The sequence below is a fragment of the Fulvivirga sp. genome, assembly GCF_040218215.1.
Classification (GTDB): domain Bacteria; phylum Bacteroidota; class Bacteroidia; order Cytophagales; family Cyclobacteriaceae; genus Fulvivirga.
Genome location: NZ_JAVJQL010000017.1, coordinates 144,954 through 165,108, shown reverse-complemented (window position 1 = coordinate 165,108; position 20,155 = coordinate 144,954). Strand labels below are relative to the sequence as shown.

General features: G+C 37.3%; 13 protein-coding genes. 3 read left to right on the top strand and 10 right to left on the bottom strand.

What is annotated here, in order from left to right; translation table 11 throughout:
- Positions 1–2 precede the first annotated feature (2 nt).
- Genes RIB54_RS13495 through RIB54_RS13475 form a run of 5 tightly spaced genes read right to left on the bottom strand, consistent with a single transcriptional unit; the run spans position 3 to position 6,446 of the window.
- Entirely contained in the window at positions 3–365 is a 363-nt protein-coding gene (locus RIB54_RS13495; protein WP_350101405.1) for a response regulator, read from the bottom strand.
- Entirely contained in the window at positions 343–2,697 is a 2,355-nt protein-coding gene (locus RIB54_RS13490; protein WP_350101404.1) for a hybrid sensor histidine kinase/response regulator, read from the bottom strand. The genes RIB54_RS13495 and RIB54_RS13490 overlap by 23 nt, the downstream gene beginning before the upstream one ends.
- A gap of 9 nt (positions 2,698–2,706) precedes the next feature.
- A complete protein-coding gene (locus RIB54_RS13485) occupies positions 2,707–4,164 on the bottom strand; it encodes a hybrid sensor histidine kinase/response regulator (protein WP_350101403.1) in 1,458 nt (485 codons plus the stop codon).
- Between the two features lie 3 nt (positions 4,165–4,167).
- Positions 4,168–4,608 (bottom strand): response regulator, encoded by a 441-nt coding sequence (locus tag RIB54_RS13480; RefSeq protein WP_350101402.1) that lies wholly within the window; start codon positions 4,606–4,608, stop codon positions 4,168–4,170.
- A 2-nt stretch (positions 4,609–4,610) separates the two neighbouring features.
- Positions 4,611–6,446, bottom strand: coding sequence for a sensor histidine kinase (locus tag RIB54_RS13475; protein ID WP_350101401.1), 1,836 nt, complete (start codon positions 6,444–6,446; stop codon positions 4,611–4,613).
- Positions 6,447–7,244: 798 nt separating this feature from the next.
- On the opposite strand from RIB54_RS13475, the gene RIB54_RS13470 reads away from it, so the two are divergent.
- Complete coding sequence (locus RIB54_RS13470; RefSeq protein WP_350101400.1) at positions 7,245–7,658, top strand: BLUF domain-containing protein; 414 nt, start codon at positions 7,245–7,247, stop codon at positions 7,656–7,658.
- Positions 7,659–7,731: 73 nt separating this feature from the next.
- Here the strand turns inward: RIB54_RS13470 and RIB54_RS13465 are convergent, their stop codons facing one another.
- Complete coding sequence (locus RIB54_RS13465) at positions 7,732–8,244, bottom strand: cupin domain-containing protein (protein ID WP_350101399.1); 513 nt, start codon at positions 8,242–8,244, stop codon at positions 7,732–7,734.
- A gap of 367 nt (positions 8,245–8,611) precedes the next feature.
- Positions 8,612–8,938 carry a hypothetical protein gene (locus RIB54_RS13460; protein ID WP_350101397.1) on the bottom strand — a complete coding sequence of 109 codons (327 nt, stop codon included), beginning with the start codon at positions 8,936–8,938 and terminating at the stop codon, positions 8,612–8,614.
- A gap of 186 nt (positions 8,939–9,124) precedes the next feature.
- Between RIB54_RS13460 and RIB54_RS13455 the strand changes: the two genes are divergently transcribed.
- Both RIB54_RS13455 and tamL read left to right on the top strand, forming a co-directional pair.
- Positions 9,125–14,029 (top strand): translocation/assembly module TamB domain-containing protein, encoded by a 4,905-nt coding sequence (locus tag RIB54_RS13455; RefSeq protein ID WP_350101396.1) that lies wholly within the window; start codon positions 9,125–9,127, stop codon positions 14,027–14,029.
- Entirely contained in the window at positions 14,016–16,313 is a 2,298-nt protein-coding gene (gene tamL, locus RIB54_RS13450; protein ID WP_350101395.1) for a translocation and assembly module lipoprotein TamL, read from the top strand. Before RIB54_RS13455 ends, tamL begins: the two co-directional genes overlap by 14 nt.
- Positions 16,314–16,752: 439 nt before the next feature.
- Here the strand turns inward: tamL and RIB54_RS13445 are convergent, their stop codons facing one another.
- The 3 genes from RIB54_RS13445 to RIB54_RS13435 form a co-directional block, all read right to left on the bottom strand.
- Positions 16,753–18,666, bottom strand: coding sequence for a hypothetical protein (locus tag RIB54_RS13445; RefSeq protein WP_350101394.1), 1,914 nt, complete (start codon positions 18,664–18,666; stop codon positions 16,753–16,755).
- A gap of 196 nt (positions 18,667–18,862) precedes the next feature.
- The gene (locus tag RIB54_RS13440) at positions 18,863–19,834 is read right to left on the bottom strand and encodes a HipA domain-containing protein (protein WP_350101393.1); all 972 of its coding nucleotides are present in this window, start codon (positions 19,832–19,834) and stop codon (positions 18,863–18,865) included.
- Between the two features lie 2 nt (positions 19,835–19,836).
- On the bottom strand, positions 19,837–20,154 hold the full coding sequence (locus tag RIB54_RS13435) for a HipA N-terminal domain-containing protein (protein ID WP_350101392.1): 318 nt from the start codon (positions 20,152–20,154) through the stop codon (positions 19,837–19,839).
- Position 20,155: the final 1 nt, after the last annotated feature.

Below are 20,155 nucleotides of genomic sequence, written 5' to 3'. Positions count from 1 at the left end.
ATTTAATTAATTGCTCTGTCAACCATGGTTAATAATTCTTCTATCGAACATGGCTTTTTCAAAAAACCCTGCATATTGAGGGACTTTGCCTCTTTAACATTGGCCCTAGACACATTGGCCGTTAAAATCACTACTGGTATATCTTTATACCCATCATAACTCCTTAAGTTTCTCACCAACTCTAACCCTGAAATACCTGACATTTGAATATCAGTTATGATAAGATCAGGTATTTCCAATACGATTTGACTCAACCCTTCCTCGGCACTACTGGAGGTAACAATTTCATAATTCTCCATCTCAAGAATATCCTTAAGCTCTTCCAGGATTTGTACAGTATCATCAATCAACAATATCTTCTTCACGATTGGTTGGGATTTTAATAGTGAATTTAGTTCCTTTATTTATCTCACTTGTGAGTTCAATCATGCCACCTAAAAGCTCCACAGCCCTCTTTGTAATTGATAGGCCAAGGCCTGTACCCTGAATGCCAGATACACGGACACTTCTATGAAAAGCGTCAAAAACCTGTGTTTGCTCCTCTATAGGTATTCCCATGCCCCTGTCTTCAACAACCACGGTCAAAAGGTCATTATCATTTGTCACATTAAATTTTACGATATCCCTTTCAGGGCTGAACTTGATGGCATTGCTCAATAAATTGGTGAAAATGTTTCGCATCAATTTCGCATCTGTGACAATGAATTTTTGAGATGAAGAGAAGGTAAAAACTATTTCGTGTGATCTTTCGAAGTGATTTTCAATTTCCAGTTTCAATTCTTCGCAAAATAATTTCAGGTCGATCGATTGCTGCTCAACCTTGATCTTACCAGACTCGCCTTTGCCGATAATCAAAACATCATCAAGCAAGTATGTCATATGAGTGACCTGCTGATCAATTTTGTCCAGCTTTGTATTGACTTTTGCCTGGTCAATCTGTCCAAAATATTTTTTAATAAAATCGCAGGCAAATTTTATGGTAGAAAGAGGCGTTCTAAACTCATGGGAAGCCATGGATACAAATTTGGATTTTAATTGAACCAGTTCCTTCTGTTTTTCAAGGGCCAATTTCAGCTCCTTTGTACGTTCTTCTACCTTAAATTCGAGGTGCCGTCTATAGTCAATCAGCTCAGTTATATCCTGACAAACACAGAGTATCCCAAAAATTTCGCCATTAAAATCTCTTCTAACACTACCGCTCATTAACAAGGTTACTGTTCTATCTTTTTTGGTAACCAATGACAGCTCGCAATTGGTAGACACATTTTCACTCAATATCTCGGCAATAAATTTAGCTGCTTTTTCCTGGTCATTGGAAAAGATCAAATCCTTTAAGAAATTTTTGCCAATGGCCTCTGACTTTGAATAACCGGTGATCCCCTTAGAAAAGTTGTTCCATTCGGTAATATTTCCCTGTGCATCAATCCCAAAGATTGGGGCATTGGCTGTTTCGATCAGGTATATTAACTCCTTTGCTAACAGGTCAAGTTTATCTTTGCTTTTATATGATTCGGTAATGTCCAGAAAGGAAATAACATACCCCTCCTTTTTACCCTGAACAACATAAGGCACCCTGTTGAAAGAAAACCATTTCTCATCATGTTCACTTTTGAGCCTGTATATGATATTATTCTGGGACTGATCGTTGAATAACATTTTCCTCCACAGAAAATCATCCTCCTTTAATTTATTGTTCTCTTCATCATAAATGGAAAATTTATCAAATACTAAATTTGAAAATGATTTACCGTTTACATCTTCCATTAAAAGAAGTTCCTTGGCACTTGTATTAAAGCTCATCACCCTTTTATCACGGTCCAATAGCACTATACCCTCAGACATGCATTGAAGCACGCTCTCATATTTTGCCTCATTCTCTTCCAATAAATAAGTTGCCAGTACTTGCTCGGTAATGTCCCTTGTGGTGCTGACTATCCGGCTTAGTTTGCCATTGACATAAATGGGCTCAGCAAGGGTTTCAAAGTGCATATACACCCCATCCTTTCTCATCCTTCTGCACCGGTACCGCTTTAAGCTTCTGCTTTTTCCAGAAATCATTGGCCTGAAAATTTCCTCTTGCACTGCATACTTATCATCAGGATGTATTATTGAAAATGGATGCATTTTTAATAATTCTTCTGGGGTATAGCCCAATAGTTTTTCTGATGAAGGGCTGACCCAGGAATATGCACCTTCATTATCATGTATGCACACTAAGTCCTGGACATTCTGAGCAAGAATCTGGTAATACTCCTTGCTTTTTTCCAGAAGTTTTTGGGTGCGCTCCATTTCCATTTGATTTTGAAAATCAGCCCATTCCCTTCTAATAGCAGGAATAAGCCTTGAAAGGTTATCCTTCAATATAAAATCATCCGCACCCATTTTCATGACTTTGACGGCATTCTCCTCACCAATGGTTCCGGAAACAATTATAAATGGAATCTCCGGCCTGAGGCTTCGGGTTATCTTCAAAGCCTTTTGCGAGTCAAATCTGGGCAGGCTGTTATCGCTTATTATCAGGTTCCACTCCTCATTGGTCAATTCATATTCAAAATCCTCAGGTGTTTCTACCCTCTTGCTGACTACAATTAGGCCTGCCTTTACCATCTTGTTAACTATTAACTCATAGTCATCAACTGAGTCTTCAACAAAAAGGACTTTCAATTCCATCACTTCACTTTCAGTTCTTTTTCCCATACCTCTCTGTCATTGTCCGTTGCCTTCCTTTTTTTTCAAAATGGGCATAATAATTTTGAAACATGCCCCTTGCTTATATTCCTTGTCGATAAGGATTGTTCCACCCATACGTCCAAGTGCGTGCCTAACAATATAGAGCCCCATACCGGAACCCTGCGACTTTTCATTACCCCGATAAAACATTTCAAATATTTTAGAGTGCATATCTTCAGGTATGCCCCTGCCATAATCTGAAATTGATATAACCACTTTATCATCAACCTTCTTATAATCAATGTCTATCTCAACTTTTCCGTGCTTGTTTTCACCATATTTAATGCCATTCTCAATAAGGTTTTGGATAATACTTTTAAATAAAGCCAGCTCTCCCCAACAATTAATCTCTTCTCCCTCGTTTAGCTTAATATTGACATTATCATACATTTCTTCAGAAACTATCGCATCACAAATAGCTGATAGACAATCCTTTAAATTCAAAAGCTGAGCATTAGGACTGGAATATTTTATCTGGGCCACATCTTTCAAAACTTTCAAAATAGATTCCAGATTATTCATTCTGGTCTCCATCATTTCAATAAATTCCGTTTTTTCGATTTTCTCGGAAATTTTCATAATGTTGAGTAACCCAAGTACTGAGGATATTGGGCCTTTCAAATCATGTCCAATTCTATAGAGTAAGGTTTCCAGCTCCGTATTAAGCAATTCAAGTCTTTGACGGTTCAAATACGTTTCGGTCACTTTTCTTAACAGCACCGAAACCCCCTGACCAGATTTTGATACTGTACCTTCGAAATATTGAGCGGTCTCACCGTTTTTATGCTGTAGCTTAAAAGTACTAGGCTCAAAGTTTTCCATAGTGCTGCTAATGGCATGGCCAATCTGATCATTGGTCCATTTAGGAAACAGCGCAAAGAGTTTAGATCCCGGCAGTACCTTTTTATCAAATTCTTTTTCTGCCACACTGTTCCAAAAGATGACATTTAAGTGTGCATCCAATGCAAAAAACACGTCTGCTATACTTTCGGTAAGATTTTGAAACCTAAGTTCACTTAAAATCAATTTACGGCTATTGTTCTTTTCCCTGATTCTGGCGCTATACTCCTGACACTCTCTCAAAACCACCGGTGCCAGACGGCTTAAGTTTGACTTTAGAATGTAGTCACTTACACCTAATTTCATAAGTTCAACAGCATACTCTTCACCAATAGATCCTGAGACCAAAACAAATGGTATATCGGAGTTCATGTTTCTTACAATCTCCAATGATTTTTTAGCATTCAGCGTTGGTAATTGGTTATCGCTAATTACTAAATTATAATTTGACGCACTAAGCTCGCTTTTGATTTTGTCCTCTGTTTCCACCCTTGTTGGCACAACATTTAAGGATGCCCTTTTCAGTTCCAAAAGCACCAAGTCAAAGTCATCAACTGCGTCTTCAATAAACAATATTTTTAGAGGTTCATGCATTGATTACGTCCGTGTTTTGTAAGACCTCATGGGTTCATTTAACACAAGCCAATAAAGGCCCATTTGTCCTACAGCCTCCACAAAACGGTCAAAGTCTACTGGCTTTCTTATATAACTATTGGCTCCAAACTCATAACTTTTCACCACATCATCCTCCTCATTTGAAGTTGTAAGTATCACCACGGGAGTGCCTTTGGTCGCTTTATTTTCATTTATCTTCTTAAGTACCTCCAAGCCACCAAGTTTCGGAAGTTTTAAATCCAACAATATAAGGGCGGGTTTAAAAGGCTTTTTGTTTTCAGTGCCAAACAACATATCCAAAGCCTGTAAACCATCTGTGACCACCACTACCTCATTTGCTATCTTATTTTGTTTGAACGCCCTTAACGTCAACAAAACGTCATCTTCATTATCTTCAACAAGTAATATTTTTCCCGATAGCATATTTAATCGTTTAGGTTGAAATAAAAAGTTGCTCCATTGTTGATGCTGCCTTCTGCCCAAATAGACCCCCCATGCATATTGACTATTCTCTTAACTGTTGCCAGACCAATACCTGTTCCTTCAAACTCCTCTGCCGAATGCAACCTTTGAAATGCGCCAAATAACTTACCTGAATACTCATGATCAAATCCTGCTCCGTTGTCCTTTATAAAAAAGGTTTCTCCCTTGTTCTCCACTACTTGCTCGCCAATTTCAATCAGCGGTTGATCAACTTTGGATGAGTACTTAATGGCATTTCCTATAAGGTTCTCCATCATGATTTTAATCAATTTAATATCACCTGTAACGGTGAGGTTTGCACCTATTTTAAATTTATACTTAGGATCAGGAAGTGTTTCATTGATTATTTTCTTGCAAAGCTTGGTAAGGTTGATTTGTTCTTTAACCACATCTGATCTTGATATACGTGAGAGGTTCAAAAGATCATCAATAAGTTTACCCATGCGAATGGCTGCATTGGAAATCCTTTCAAGATAATTTTTTCCGCTAGCATCCAGTTGATCGAAGTAATCTTCTTTTAATGCCTGGCTAAATCCACTAATACTGCGCAATGGGGATCGCAAATCGTGTGAAACGCTGTAACTGAAGGCGTTAAGCTCTTTGTTGATGGATTCCAGTTCAATGGTGCGCTGTTTAACCTTCTTTTCCAGCAATTTATTGATCTCTTGTTTCTTTTTATCAATAAGTATTTTATCGGTAATGTCCTGAAATAATCCTCTCAGTAAAATTGTTTTGCCTTCGGCTACAACAGGCATTCCAATTGCCCTAACCCAGATTTCATTTCCCGAACTTGTTATCAATATTAATTCCAAATCCCAGCCTGTACCATCGTTTATGGCCTTATTTACAGCCTGTTCAATAATATTTCTATAATCCGGGTGATAAAATTTAAATCCTTCTTCCAATGAAAAAGGTGCACCAATTTCCAGTTCATGAATTTTATAGATTACATCTGACAAATAAACAGAATTATCATCCAGATTGACTTCCCATACACCCATTTCAGCTGCAGATTGTACCGATTCAAAAAGTTCGTGCAACTGTGCCAGATTTTTGTTTTTGGCAATCAACTCTTCATTTTGCTTGGATATTTTTTCCAATAATTCGGTATTCATCTTTTTCAGTTTCACTTCGGCCTCTATCCGTTCTTGAAGCTTTGCATTGGCTATTTTTAACTCAGATGTCCTGATATCCACCTGATCTTGAAGGTACCTGGGGCTTTTAAATTCCATAGCCTCTGGCAAAACCTTTACAAGGGCAATAACCGTAGTCCATGAAATTAGGGCCGTTCCGAAACGCAGCATTGCACTTAACTTATAAGCAGGCCACCAAAAAATGATCGCATCTATAAGATGAGTAAGCCCACATGCTACTATAAAACCAATAAAAAGGATGAATACTGTTTTAAATGGTATTTCACTTTGTCTGCGATAATAGAAGTAGGCCAAAATAAATGGCATCGTAAAGTAGGCCAACCATATAGCCAAATCAGAGGATATATAAAGCCAACCATGTGCTGGCGTCCAAATGCCACAGTTCCATCTTGCCGGCCATAGGCTGGTATCAAGGATATTAAAAAGGCTATTATTTTCATCAATGGCAGGATTTACGATTTTAGAGCCTAATTGGCTTGCTTCATCATAATTGAATACATCAGCTGTTAGTGGTGCCTCTACCTGTTGATTGGTACTACAAATTATAGCTTTTGAATCCAGTTGTCCCCAACAGTTTATAGCAATCAAAACGAGCAGTGTAATGTAAAAAAGCCTCGTGAACATAAGGTGTCATAGTTTCATTTTAGCAAATTATGTGGGACAACAAAATTGAACCCTCCCTTTCTAAATCATTTAAGGAAAAACCTCAAATGGACGACTAGCTTTCAACTAATCTTAAAATAAATCTTGATGAGACTTTAAATTATGACAAATCACCCCAGCCCTTGTGTTCATCAAAATTGTTAGATTAAGGTAAGAATTAATTATTTCAAATAAAAATATAATTATTTCTATCCGGTCAATATAATTATGTAAATAATAGAATTCCAACAAGCTATATTAGGTAAAAACACCTATCAAATTAGTTGTTTTTACCTAATTGAGTTAAGAGCCGAAATCAGGAATGAATTAGCCCATCTCAGCCAGCGGTTGAATTGCTTCAGATGCTGCAAAGGATGTCTTATATTATTTAATGTTCTGATTGATAGCCAATTATCAAACGACTGGTATAGGATATAAAAAGGGGCCTGATTCTTTGTCGCCTTAAAGAAAAACAAAGGTACAAAAAATTAAACATGAGATTTATTTTTATAATACCACAAATTGATTCTTATTCTTTTAACACAGACATTGATAATGAATTATAATTAAAAACTGCTTTTGCTATTGAGTATTTATCTTCTGTCTTACTTTTTTTGACTTGCCAGCTATAAAAATGGTGATTATCCAGATTAATTGACTCTAAGTAGAAGGTAGTTTTGCTAACTAGTTGAGTTTTAATTTTGCTAAATTAGCTATGTGATCAAAAGGTTCTATAACGCTTCTAACAGGGGAGGATCATTATGAGTAATTACCATTAACATGTTTGAACTAGTTTACAATTCCATTGCCAACCCAAACTTAACTGCAGAAGACATAACCAATATCCTAAATACTTCCAGGGACTTTAACTCAAAAAACAGTATCACCGGATGTCTGCTTTATCATAATAACCAATTTCTACAAATACTTGAAGGTGATAAGAAGGTCGTTCAGGATTTATATCTCTCTATAAAAAGGGATAAAAGGCATTCAAATGTCAACCTTTTAACTGAAGGTGGTAAAAAAGAAAGAATGTTCTCAGGTTGGAGCATGGCCTTTCAAGAATTCAATAGTGATACTAGTGCTGAAAATTCTTTTCTCAGTAACATTATAGTCTTTTCAGAGCTTGCCGACAGACCAACTCAAGCTGTGGATTTGTTTTGGATCATTGCTAAAAATATGATGATTGATTAATTGTTCAATTATTTGATGCAAGCGTCTCCCTCAAAATTGGCATATCGATATTATTGAAAATCGACCTAATCATTTACCTCCCAAAATCATCCTGTACCCTGATAATGTCGTCCTCATCAGAAGGCTGATTTTCATCAGTATGCTGCCAGATTTCTGCCAATACTCCCCAACTGGACAAGCCAACCAATCTGTGCCTCTCACCCTGAGCTAATCGTATTTCATCTCCGACCTTTAGTGTTTTTACTTCATCTTCTTCATCTGTAGAGCTGGTGATTACGCCCACATTATTAGAAAGGCTGCGCCAAATCTCTGCACGCCTGTTATGGTACTGCCACGACAGTCTTTTGCCAGGCTCCACCACCAAAATTTTAGGGCTGAGCTTACCGCTTATACGCAACGAGGACAATTCTATACCCGGAAAAAACAATTCAGCAAACTGCTGTGCCTGATCTTCGTCTATCACAAAAAAGCCACCCCAGGGTCTGTTGAAATCCTGTGACACCACATTAATTTTTAATGATTTAAGATATTCGGCTATTTCCTGAAATATATCGTGACGCTCAGTGCTCTTTAATTCTAGTTGCATATAATTTGTATTGTTAAAAATTCTCTTAATAATTATTCTTTAATCTCCAACCAGAAAAACCTGGGTCTGTACATATGTGGAAATTTAAGAATGTCATTAAAGTAGTCCAATGATATCGTATTATAACTAATTAACAATCGGTTTTCTGAAGATAAAACGGGGGGTGCCTTGGCATTGTAAGGAATAATGCCCGATTCTTCTTATTAAAACAATTAAGGGAAGGTGATTTTACACTTCTAAAAAGAAGGTTATTCATTCACACATCAGCGTGCTGTGCACTATTGCTACCTCTAAGAAAGCTAACCTGATTTAAGAGGCGCGAGATAATCATCATAAGTCATGGCATAAATAATACAGGAATTCCTGCTCATATTGTGGTGCCTACATATGGTATTATGGCCGACAAACCAGTCAAAAAGCCAAAGAAGAAGACATGATCTGTACCGATAATTAAAAAAACACCCACTTTATTGATTACAATAATCATTAGCGTGAGTATTGCAGCAGTTGCTCGTGGCGACTTCAATGATCCAATTTTTGAACCACCGTATAAAGAATGAAAGAAAGGAATAATGCCATAGTCAGTGACATTAATACCACCAAGGCACATGAGGATTAGTAAAGCTGCGGCACAAGCTAATGTGTAAAGCATTTTATGAGATGATAAATCCATAAGCTTTTTAATATCACTCATGAAAGGAAATAATCACATCAAAATACTTGCTTAAAGGGGCCTTTAAGCAAGTATTTTGATATTTGAAATGCGAATAAGTGTAGAAATTACTCTACACAATTATTGTGTATGTCATTCATAGTCTTAAATTAAAAACTCCAATTAACGGCTTATGAAACTGGCATAATCTTTAACATAGTAGCAGAGATGATAAAACCAGGTGTAGGAAAGATATTTAAGGCTATTATTAAAGTTTTAGGGTGGACATTGACAATCCTTTTAACCCTGTTAATTATAATAATACTTTCGATCAGGACACCTTATGTTCAGAGTAAGCTCGTAGGCGAAGCTGAAGGTTTTCTTGAAACAAAATTAAGTACGAAAGTGACGATAGGTGGTGCTTACCTTAATTTCCCTAAATCAATTGAGCTATCATCCCTTTATTTAGAAGACCTTAAAGGCGATACGCTTTTGTATTTCAATTCTTTAGAGGTTGATACAGACTTGTGGGCTTTGTTAGATAATGAAATACAAATCAACTCGCTTGATCTAAAGAACACTACAGGAAAAATCAACAGGGACTCATTGACTAAAGAGTTTAATTATCAATTTATTATTGATGCCTTTTCAACCACAGATACCACCCCGCAGACTACCACAAAGCCCTGGAAATTCAAAATTCACAACATTAACTTGTCGGCCATTCGTTTTGTAATGAATGATGAGGTGGCTGGCATAAAATTAAATGCGTCCTTAAAAGACTTAGAGATTGATGTTGATGACTTAAACCTCGAGAGTCCTTCTTTGGCAATAGATAACATTGATCTGGTAGGAGCCAACATTAGTTATATTCAAGATCAGACCAAATCAAATATTGACAAGAACGGGCCTAAAGAAAATAATGCTTCCATTTTTGACTTCAGTCTAAATGAGCTCAATGTATCTAATTCAAATTTTGACTATAAAACGCCAGGGCAGAATCTATCAGTAAAAGTGAGTACGCTCAATCTTGAGTTAGATGAAATGAGCTTACCAGAGCAGCGGATAGCAGTGAACAACTTATTACTAGAGAATTCACAAATTAAAATATCATCAACTTCGTCCTCAGATTCAACTTCATCCAGCACTACTCCCACCCAAAACAAATGGCAGATAAGCGCTTCAAATGTTGAATTTTCAAATAACAAAGTAGAATTTCAAATCGATACTGCTGAAGTTTCTCCTGATAGTTTCGATCCAAAATACATCAACATCAGTAAGCTGGGTGCCTCTATTTCTAACACATGGTATTCAGCAGATTCAACTTACACAGAAATTGAAAACCTGGCCTTTATATCAGATGAAATGCCTTTAAAAGTTAAGGGGAGCTTCACCATGCATAAGTCGGACATGTTATTTTCAGATGGGTTAGTTCAGCTTGGCAAAGGTAATATCAACATCAACGCTAAATTAAATTATGATAGTTTAAACCACCTTGTAGACCCGTTAACTAAAGTCGATCTTACTATCAGTAATTCAACTATCTATTCTAACGATTTAGAATATTTTGTACCGACCTTATCACAAACTAAATTACCTGACCATATCAATATTGAAGGCCAGTTTACTGGTTTAGTAGGCGATCTAAATATATCCGAGCTGAAGATGACTACCCCTCATTCTGAACTAGCCCTTACCGGTAATCTTAAATCGCTCACCAGAACAGAAAACCTGAGTTATGACATCAAGAGGCTAGAAGTAAAAAGCTCTGCAGATGAGCTCCTACCCTACCTTCCTGATAGTCTCAGAGCTCAATTGGCACTTCCTGAAGCATTCAGAATCAAAGCAGATGGCAAGGGTAGTATAACAAGTTTTCAAGGCCATTTAATTTTAAATTCTTCTTATGGAGATCTAAAACTAAATATTGACTCTCTGTATCTGAAAGACAGTATACCTCATTACGCCATGTCATTAAATTCAAAAGGCATTTCAATTGGTCAAGCATTTAAGCAGCAGAATGGCAATCTGGACAGTTTGCATTTCGATTTAAAAATTAACGGCTTTGGCATGGAACTGAGCACATTAAAGTCATCTGCCAAAGGTGTCATTTCCAATATTCATTACAACGATTATACATACGGCTCAATTACTCTGGATGCGAAAATTAGTGAGCGATTAATTGATGGAACTCTAAATGTAAGTGATGATAATTTAAGCCTCGATTTGAAGGGAGATGTAGATATAAGTTCTGAATTACATAAGAATCATATCACTTTAAATCTCGAAAAAGCAGACTTTCAAGCCCTTAATTTCTCACTCACGCCACTTGTACTAAGAGGAAAATTAATCTCAGATTTTGAAACCAAGGACTTTAAAAAATTTAATGGCCGCATAGCCGTTCGTGACTTTAGTGCCGATAATGATATTGATATTTACACTGTAGACTCACTTTTAGTAGCCAGTATTGAACAAGATGAATTGACTAATATCACCATTGATTCGGATATTATGCAAGGTGAATTTAAGGGAAATATTGACTTGTTCACTGTTGGAAAGAGCCTGAAGCAGCATGTTAATAGTTACTATGACTCAAGTAATGTAGCAAATGACAGTCTAACAGATATTAATTTCACTTTCGACTTAGACTTTAAAAATACAGACCTACTGACAGAAATAATTTTTCCTGGTTTACAAGAGTTTGAGCCAGGGCATTTCAAAGCTGCCTTCAACAGTACTGCCAACAAATTGGATGTTGATTTTGACATTCATCATTTAAAATATTCAGACATCGTTATTGATAATTTCAAACTTAAGACCTCCTCTTCTAATCAAAAATTAATCTCAAATCTGATTATTGAACAGATTTCTTCCTCAAATGCTCAGATAAAGAATTTTAATATTGAAGCCATTCTTGAGAATAATGAATTAGTAACGTCACTCTTTGTTAATGACTCTATAGGACAAAGGAAATATTATATAGGGGCCGTGGTTCATAGCGTGGACAGTTCCTATCAGCTGAGACTCGATGACAGTCGGTTAATATTAAACTATGACGCATGGACAGTCGAACAAAACAAACCTCTTATTATAGGAAATAGTAGTACAAAACAGCCTACTGCGCTAAAACTATTAAAGGGCACTCAGGCTATTACCTTTCAAACCTCACCGTCAGACTCAACACTGCAAATAGGTTTCAGCAATTTTGCACTGAGCACAATCGGAGCTGCTTTAAAGAAGCAAGAAGACCTGCTCAATGGGAAGCTCAATGGAAATATTGATGTTTTATTTAAATCTGATGAGGTCGGGTTTATTGCCGATCTGGATATTGATAACCTCAGGATAATGAGCAAAGAATGGGGTGATTTCAAATTAAATATCTCCCCTATTAATAATGGTAATTACTTAGCTAAAGTAGACTTAAAATCATCATTGAATATACTATCAATTACAAGTGAGTATAATTTAAAGCAGACCGAAAATATTAGCCTGAAAGCCAATATTGAAAAGTTTGACCTAACCACAATTGCGCCAATTGTAAAAAATAGTGCAAAAAAATTGGAAGGCACATTACAAGGAAAGTTAGACCTCAAAAATGGATTTACCACGCCAATCATTAACGGAAGCCTTACACTTAACAAGCTGTCTGTCAATCCTTCATCACTTAATAATAACCTGAAAGTTGAAAAAGAGACCATAAAATTTAAAGACTCCAAAATAATGTTAAGTCAATTCAAACTGGAAGATGAAAAAGGCAATAGTGCCATTATTGATGGCCAGATTGAGATGGTTAACCTCTCCTTTTACAACCTTGATTTAAGTCTTACTGCTAAAAATTTTATGCTCCTCAATACAACAAGAGAAGACAATGAGCTCTTTTATGGTGTTTTGAAAACAGATGGCAAGGTGACAATAAAAGGGTCAACCTCGAGGCCTGAAATTTCAGCAAACCTTAAATTACTTGAAGAGAGCAACATCACTTATATAGTACCGGATACGGAATATTATATGGCCAGCTCAGAGAATATTGTGGAATTTGTGAATCCCAATGAGGAAGTTCAGCAACAGGCCAACATTCTTGATGATAGCGTCAAGTTTTTGGGACTAGAACTATCGGCCAAGCTTGAAATCGATAAAGCTGCTGTTCTAAATGTTGTCATTGATCCAATAACCCAAGACCAACTTAAAGTTCAAGGAGCGGCCACTTTAAATCTTGATATTGATAGAAAAGGCGATATTCAGCTGAGCGGTAAGTATACCGTTGAGCAAGGTCAGTATAATTTCAGCTTTTACAAATTGATCAAGCGGGAATTTGAAATAGACAAGGGCAGTACTATCACCTGGACGGGTGATCCATTTGAAGCCATATTGGATATCAGCGCATACAATAAAGTTGAAGCCCCACCCATTGATTTGATGATCAACCAAATCAACAATGCGACCAACGCTGATCTACAAAAATACAGACAACTGCTGCCAATTTTAGTCTATCTTAATATTGATGGTGTGCTGGCCAAGCCTGAGATAACATTTAAGCTTGATATGCCGCAAGACAAGCAGAATGTTCTGGGTGGGAGTGTATATGCAAGACTACTGGACTTGAACACCAGAGAATCAGATCTTAACAAGCAAGTATTTGCATTACTTATGCTTCAAAGGTTTATCTCTGAGAATCCACTAAAAAGCGAAGGAGGCTATGACGTGGAGGATAAAACACGAAGAAGTGTTAGTCGATTATTATCCGATCAACTGAACAGGTTAACCAATAACATTGATGCTGTCAAAATCAATTTTGACCTGCAGTCTTACCAAAACTACGGAGAGGGTACTACATCGGGCACCACAAAATTAGAATTAGGTCTCTCAAAATCACTTTTCAATGATCAGCTAGAGGTTAAAGTTTCTGGTAATGTGAACCTGGAGGGTGAAGAACAAAAGAATTTCAGCGATTATGTAGGTGATTTGGCTTTGGAGTATAAAGTTACAGATGACGGTCGCTTGAGAATAACCGGTTTTAGAAGAAGCGACTTTGACGTTATTAGTGGAGAAATTGTGGAGACAGGTGCAGGTGTTATTTATGTAAGGGACTACAATACATTTAGAGAATTATTTAGAAAAAGTGATGAGGAAGAGTAATGTAGCCAATTCTATATGGTTTTGTATTGGATGCTTACTGGCAGGCTGTACTGGTAGCAGGTATCTTCCGGAAGGAGAAAGGTACTATGAAGGTGCTCAGTTTAAATTCTTAAAGGACACTGTTAAAGTGGAGAAGAAAAATTTAGAAATGTCACTGGAGGAAATATTGGAGCCAAAGGCCAATGGGAAAGTTTTTGGATCGCGCCCTGCAGTATGGTTTTATCATATCACCGGAGAACCCAAAAAGAAGAAAGGATTTAAATATTGGGTAAAATATAAACTTGGTAAAAAACCCGTTTATCTATCAGATGTTGATGTCAAAGCAATGTCCAATAGGCTCACAAACTATTTAATTAATGATGGTTATTTCCGATCGGAAGTTGACCAAAACGTCAAGAAACGCAAGAAATCAGCAAAAGTAGAGTACATTATAAAGACAGGTCCTGCCTATAAATTAAGGGATATAAACTATCCACAATCAGACAGCACATACACTCAAGTGATAAACGAACTGATTGCTGAAAGCATGTTGAAAAAGGGGGATCGATACCAGCTAGACAAATTACAAAAAGAGCAAAAAAGGATTGAGAATTACCTTGAAAACAAGGGTTTCTATTATTTTGATGACAACTACCTGCTCTACAAAGCTGATAGCAGTGCTGGTAATTATGAAGTGGATTTAAGGCTTACGCTGTCAAAAGATACCCCGCAAAGAGCAAAAGAAATATTTACTTTAAACGAAGTAGAAGTCAATCCTGATTATTCTATTTCAAATGACACCCTAAAAACAAAAGCTGAGCAAAAGTATTATGACAATTACCTGTTTATCAATGACAATGGATATATCAAGCCGGATGTTTTGACCAAAACCATAGTGTTTGAGCCCAGTGACACCTACTCTGAAATAGCCATGTCCAGAACCCGGGAACGCCTTATGGCATTGGGCATTTATAAATTTGTTAACCTCAAGTATAAATGGGCTGATTCAGCCAGACTCAACTCTCAAATTTTTCTTACACCACTACCAAAAAAGTCCTTGAGACTAGACTTGCAGGCAATATCTAAGTCCAACAACTTTGTTGGACCTGCTTTTTCAGCATCTTATCAAAACAGGAACTCCTTCCGAGGTGCTGAGTTGTTTCAACTGAAATTAAATACCTCTTATGAGGTACAGATTGGCGGTCAAAGCGATACACCGTTAACTGCCTATGAGCTAAATTTAGAAGGAAGCCTTACCATACCACGTCTGATCTCCCCTTTTAATTTCAACTATAGAAGCGCGCGTTTTATACCAAGCACAATTATGAGCTTAGGGGTTCGCCTCCAGAGAAGAATCAGTGTTTTTCAAATCAATTCCTTTGAGGCAAAATTTGGCTATCAATGGCAAGAAAGCCTTACTAAAAAACATCGCCTATTCCCTATCAACTTCTCCTTTGTTCAGTTAGCTCAAAGCTCAAAAGAATTTGAAGAGCGGCTAAGGTTAGACCCGAACCTGGACAATAGCTTAGAAGATCAATTTATTGCAGGGATCTTATACGATTATACTTTAAACACCAAAAATGCCGAAGATGCCAATAACAAAAGAAACCACTTTTACTTTTCAGGTATGCTGGATGCCTCCGGAAATTTGATCAACCTGGCCGAAAATACACTAGGCGATAATGAGATGCTCGATAACACCGGAATCACATACTCACAATACACAAAAGTGCAGCTCGATTTTAGGTATTACAGAAAACTAAGTTCTAAAAAAGAACTGGCTACAAGGCTATTGATTGGTGGGACTACAGCCTATGGAAATGCCACTCAAGTTCCCTTTATAAAACAATTTTCAGCTGGTGGTTCCAATAGTGTAAGAGCATTTAGAGCCAGATCATTAGGCCCAGGTGTATTTCTAGACACTGATGAAGGAGCTGCTTTGGTTGATAACACGGGAGACATAAAAATAGAAGGCAGTATTGAATATCGATATCCTTTTATTGGAGTATTGGAAGGAGCTTTATTCGTTGATGCTGGTAATGTGTGGCTTTGGGATCAGCAAGGCCCAGATGAAAAGCCAGGTGGTCAGTTCAGTTCTGATTTTATTAATGAGCTAGCCATGGGCACTGGCGCTGGCTTAAGGCTCAATTTCAGCTTCTTTATTCTAAGGTTTGACCTAGCGTTTCCGCTAAAGAAACCACAACCCACCGGAGTAAATTGGGTGGTTGATGAGATAGACCCACTGTCAAGCAGTTGGCGCAGGGACAATTTATTACTCAATATAGCAATTGGCTACCCATTCTAAATTAGTGTGGAATTATCTACCCAATACGAGGTCAATAGTCACTACCCACATTCAATAACCTTCATTTTTGTAACTGTTTGGCACTTTATATCAGTAGCATCCTGTTTGGCTTATCTGGGTGAAATCAAATACGAATAAAATGATAGATGCAATATAAAAATCCTCAAAGTCGATAAGCCAAGCGCCAGACCTATCAATAAGTCAGTTAATAAAAATCAGAGGTGCAAGGACAAAGGTCAATAGAGTCACTTTAAAGAACGCTTGTCCTGCATGAAACAGTCAACACCATCAATACATGCCCATTGACATTATCACTAAATAAAAAGTTGAATATCTGGTGTAGGATTTAAAACAGAAAAAGTAAAATTTAGGGTAAAACAAAACCGAACATAATCTATGATCATCTATAAATTCTAATAAAAGGTTGGAGGTTAGACATCTATTTCCTTCTAAAATCAACTAGAAAGCCGAAACGAAGGTTTATTCTGTTATTATATGGCGAGTCTCCTGATAAGGCAAAGTTATAGTAAACCTGACCTGCTCCATAAAACCTTTTGTAGATCTTATATTTCTTCCTTATTCCAACCAGTAACATTTGAGCCCTTTCATCTTCCAAACTGCCTAACACCTCTTCTGAGACGCTTAAAAAATGCTCATAACCTGCCGATGCATAGAACCCTTTAAAGAACTCATACATCGCATATCCTCGATAGGCCCGCGTGGCCTTATCTATAAATTGTTCGTCTTTAGAAATCCCAATCCTTTCAGAGTATCCAAACTTAAGCTCAAGCCGCTTCATAGGTTTATAACCTAAATATGGAATTACATCGACAAAATTTTCATCACCTCTGATGATCTCAAAGTCCAACCCTAAGAAGAACCTATCTATAAATCCGTGTTGCTTTTTAGTCTCTGCCTTCACTCCCTTTTCCTCTAGTTTCTTAATACTGGATACTTCACGGTATTTTCTTTTATATGCAAAAAGGTTTTTCTGAGCACTTGCTACTACTTCTGTATTTCCTGTCATTAGCGGCAAAGCTTCATTTGTTAACTTCTCTTCCAGCTTTTCCTTGAAAATCTCAGCATCCTGCAACTCCCTCGCTCCTTTAAGCTGCGCTTCATATACCCCCTTCTGACTTTCTATTAAAGCTTTCTGATCGCTTATATATTTTATATTATCACCAGCCAAATCCTCAGAAGCCAGTCTATCTTCAAGACCTGAGGTATCACCCGACTGTACTTTGGAGATCTCTTCACTGTACTCTCCCACTTCGTTGCTCACCTCTTTTACCTTGCCTGCATGCTCTTTCAAATCTTGTACTTCACCAGCATTTTTCAAGTTATTAATGGGTTCATTAATCTCTTCTTTAATATCAGCCACTGGTTTTTCAATCTCGCTCTTTATATCAGCCACAGGTGCCTCTATCTCCTTTTTCACATCCCCAACAGGTTTTTCAATTTCCTCTTTAAGATTAAAATCAGTAACTCCCTCCACTGACAAATCCTCTTTGAGTCCATCTTTAAGGTCTCTGACTTCATCACCAACTGAAGGCATATTATCTTTAACATTAAATTCATCAGTAACATCAGGTATTCCGGTATCCTGTAGTGGAGATTCACCGCCCAAACCTGTTTGTGGTAAATCAACAGCATCTTCTAAATCAGGTGCTACATCAGGAAGGCCGTCATTGGGCAAGTCTCCGGGAAGTTTATCAGTAGGTAGTTGGCCCTCAGATAGCTTATCATCAACCTTGCGCTGCACATTTTCTATCTTGGCATTGGCTTTCTGCTTAACGCTGTCAGTTTTTTGTTTAACAGCAAATTTATCTTCAACCTTTTGTTTTAATGTATCTATAATCTGTTGCTGTTTGGTCTCCAGTTTGGTGTTGAGTGCATCTATTTTTTTGGAGACATCTACTTTGTCTTGAATACTATCATATTTCGAAGTTGTATTCTGCTTTAAACTATCCAGCTTGGTATTCTGCTTAGGCTGTGGTAGTGCAAGTTTGCCAGTAAGAGCATTCGTTACACTATCCGTTTTTGTGTTCATTTTGTTAACAACGTCATTCGGTTTGTTAACTATAGCATTTAACTTATTATTGACAGCGTTTACTGAGTCTGACACATTTTGTTTTACTACAGCTATGCTATTTAAACTATCTTTTACCTCTGCAATGTTAGCCTTTACAGAATCTTGAGGGTTGTTTATGCCATTAGAAATGTCAATCTGAATGGAATCCTTCTTGTCTACCACCAAGGTATCCAATGAAGTGGTGATTGAATCTGGTAATTGTGCCCAGGCATTTTGAACACTAAGCCAACAAAGCAGTAAAGACAGGATGAATAGACGCATAAAAAGAATTAGCCCGTAAAGGTAAAAACAATATACGGCTTTATATATTAGTTGTAAGGATTTGAAGAAAAATTATGCTGTTTTTATGTAATTAAAATGGAGTTGACACGCTTTGATTACCGGTAGCCTTACCTCATATCGAAATCCGTCTTTATCTATAATTAAATAGCTCTCATTTGCTGATCAATAAGGCCAATTACAAATTCAACCTACCCAGCTTATCTTTATAATAATTGTAAAATGTCAATTGAGCCTCTGATGACAATAGTGAGTTATCAAGCAAACTCTTCACCTTGTTCTTTTCCAACCTATACTCCCCTAAAATTTTCTCCATACGCCTGGGCAAAATACCTATCAGCACACCGAACTCCATAAAATCATTATAAGTATGAAAACCCACCTCTAAAAACTTTTGAGGATAACCCTCTGCAAGCAAGTTTAAAGCAAGGTCTGATTCTGATGGTGAATGCAGCTTTGTACAGAGCAGATCATAAGCCGGGGTAAGCTGATAATCGCCCATTTCTGAGCGGATGGCAGAGAAGTTTTTCACATGCGCATCACCATTAGAAAACAAATAATTGAACAATATCATTCTGAAAAATGCTTCCAGGGCTATGGGATAGGCCGGAATATACCGTTTTATGAGTTCTGCCATTTCCTGATATGATAAGTCATATTTATAATTCTCGCCATGAGACTCTGATGTCATTTGGGCGATTTGGGCAAAGTCTTCCTGCAAACACTTGGTACCATCTGCTTTACGATCGAATCGTTTAACCAGGTAGGCTGGCGTATTATCAGTAAAGTATACAATTGCGTTAGGCGGAACATTTAAGCCGTACACTTGCCTTGCTAACTGCATAGTGAGGTGCTCATTAGCGGGTGCCTGATCAAGCTGCTGAAAGGTACCGGTAGGTATTGGTTTTAGTATGTACTCTCCCCCTTCGTCTGTTAATTGCAGTTGACCTTCAACCAGCTTTAGTGAATATTTTATTTGCACACCGGAAATTGAAATATGCTGTGTATGGGTATTATAAACCTGATTGTCTACCGAGTAAGGTGAGTTAAAAGTGAGCTGTGGGCTTATTTTTATACCTCCAAATAGCTCCTTCCTGCATTTTAAACAGTAGCCATCAATGTTTTCTTTAAGACATGACAGGCACGGCATGGTTACAACTCTTTAATGGTTATGGCTCCTATGGTGTCAGCGCCAGCTGTTTTTAATAAAAGCTTAAAATGGTCATTTTCATCTATCCTGAGCATTCGGCATTGTGTTTTTTTATTGACCCCTTCTGCCAGCAGGCCGAAGAAAAAAGGAAACAAATGATCTGCATTAAAAGCCTCTGCCTGCTTGGGCAAGGTCAGGCTAATGGCGTAGGTGTTATTATCATTTAAATGCTCTGCGGTATATTGAAAAGTATACCTGCCATTATCTTTGGTTAAATAACCACACAGTTGCTGCCCCATATATACTGCTGCTCGTTGCATT

Excerpts from the sequence above, each read along its gene's own strand:
- RIB54_RS13460 (WP_350101397.1), bottom strand. The coding sequence starts at position 8,938 with ATGAGTGATATTAAAAAGCTTATGGATTTATCATCTCATAAAATGCTT.
- RIB54_RS13445 (WP_350101394.1), bottom strand. The coding sequence starts at position 18,666 with ATGCGTCTATTCATCCTGTCTTTACTGCTTTGTTGGCTTAGTGTTCAA.
- RIB54_RS13435 (WP_350101392.1), bottom strand. The coding sequence starts at position 20,154 with ATGCAACGAGCAGCAGTATATATGGGGCAGCAACTGTGTGGTTATTTA.
- tamL (WP_350101395.1), top strand. The coding sequence starts at position 14,016 with ATGAGGAAGAGTAATGTAGCCAATTCTATATGGTTTTGTATTGGATGC.
- RIB54_RS13480 (WP_350101402.1), bottom strand. The coding sequence starts at position 4,608 with ATGCTATCGGGAAAAATATTACTTGTTGAAGATAATGAAGATGACGTT.
- RIB54_RS13440 (WP_350101393.1), bottom strand. The coding sequence starts at position 19,834 with ATGCCGTGCCTGTCATGTCTTAAAGAAAACATTGATGGCTACTGTTTA.
- RIB54_RS13490 (WP_350101404.1), bottom strand. The coding sequence starts at position 2,697 with ATGGGAAAAAGAACTGAAAGTGAAGTGATGGAATTGAAAGTCCTTTTT.
- RIB54_RS13475 (WP_350101401.1), bottom strand. The coding sequence starts at position 6,446 with ATGTTCACGAGGCTTTTTTACATTACACTGCTCGTTTTGATTGCTATA.
- RIB54_RS13455 (WP_350101396.1), top strand. The coding sequence starts at position 9,125 with ATGATAAAACCAGGTGTAGGAAAGATATTTAAGGCTATTATTAAAGTT.
- RIB54_RS13485 (WP_350101403.1), bottom strand. The coding sequence starts at position 4,164 with ATGCATGAACCTCTAAAAATATTGTTTATTGAAGACGCAGTTGATGAC.
- RIB54_RS13465 (WP_350101399.1), bottom strand. The coding sequence starts at position 8,244 with ATGCAACTAGAATTAAAGAGCACTGAGCGTCACGATATATTTCAGGAA.
- RIB54_RS13470 (WP_350101400.1), top strand. The coding sequence starts at position 7,245 with ATGTTTGAACTAGTTTACAATTCCATTGCCAACCCAAACTTAACTGCA.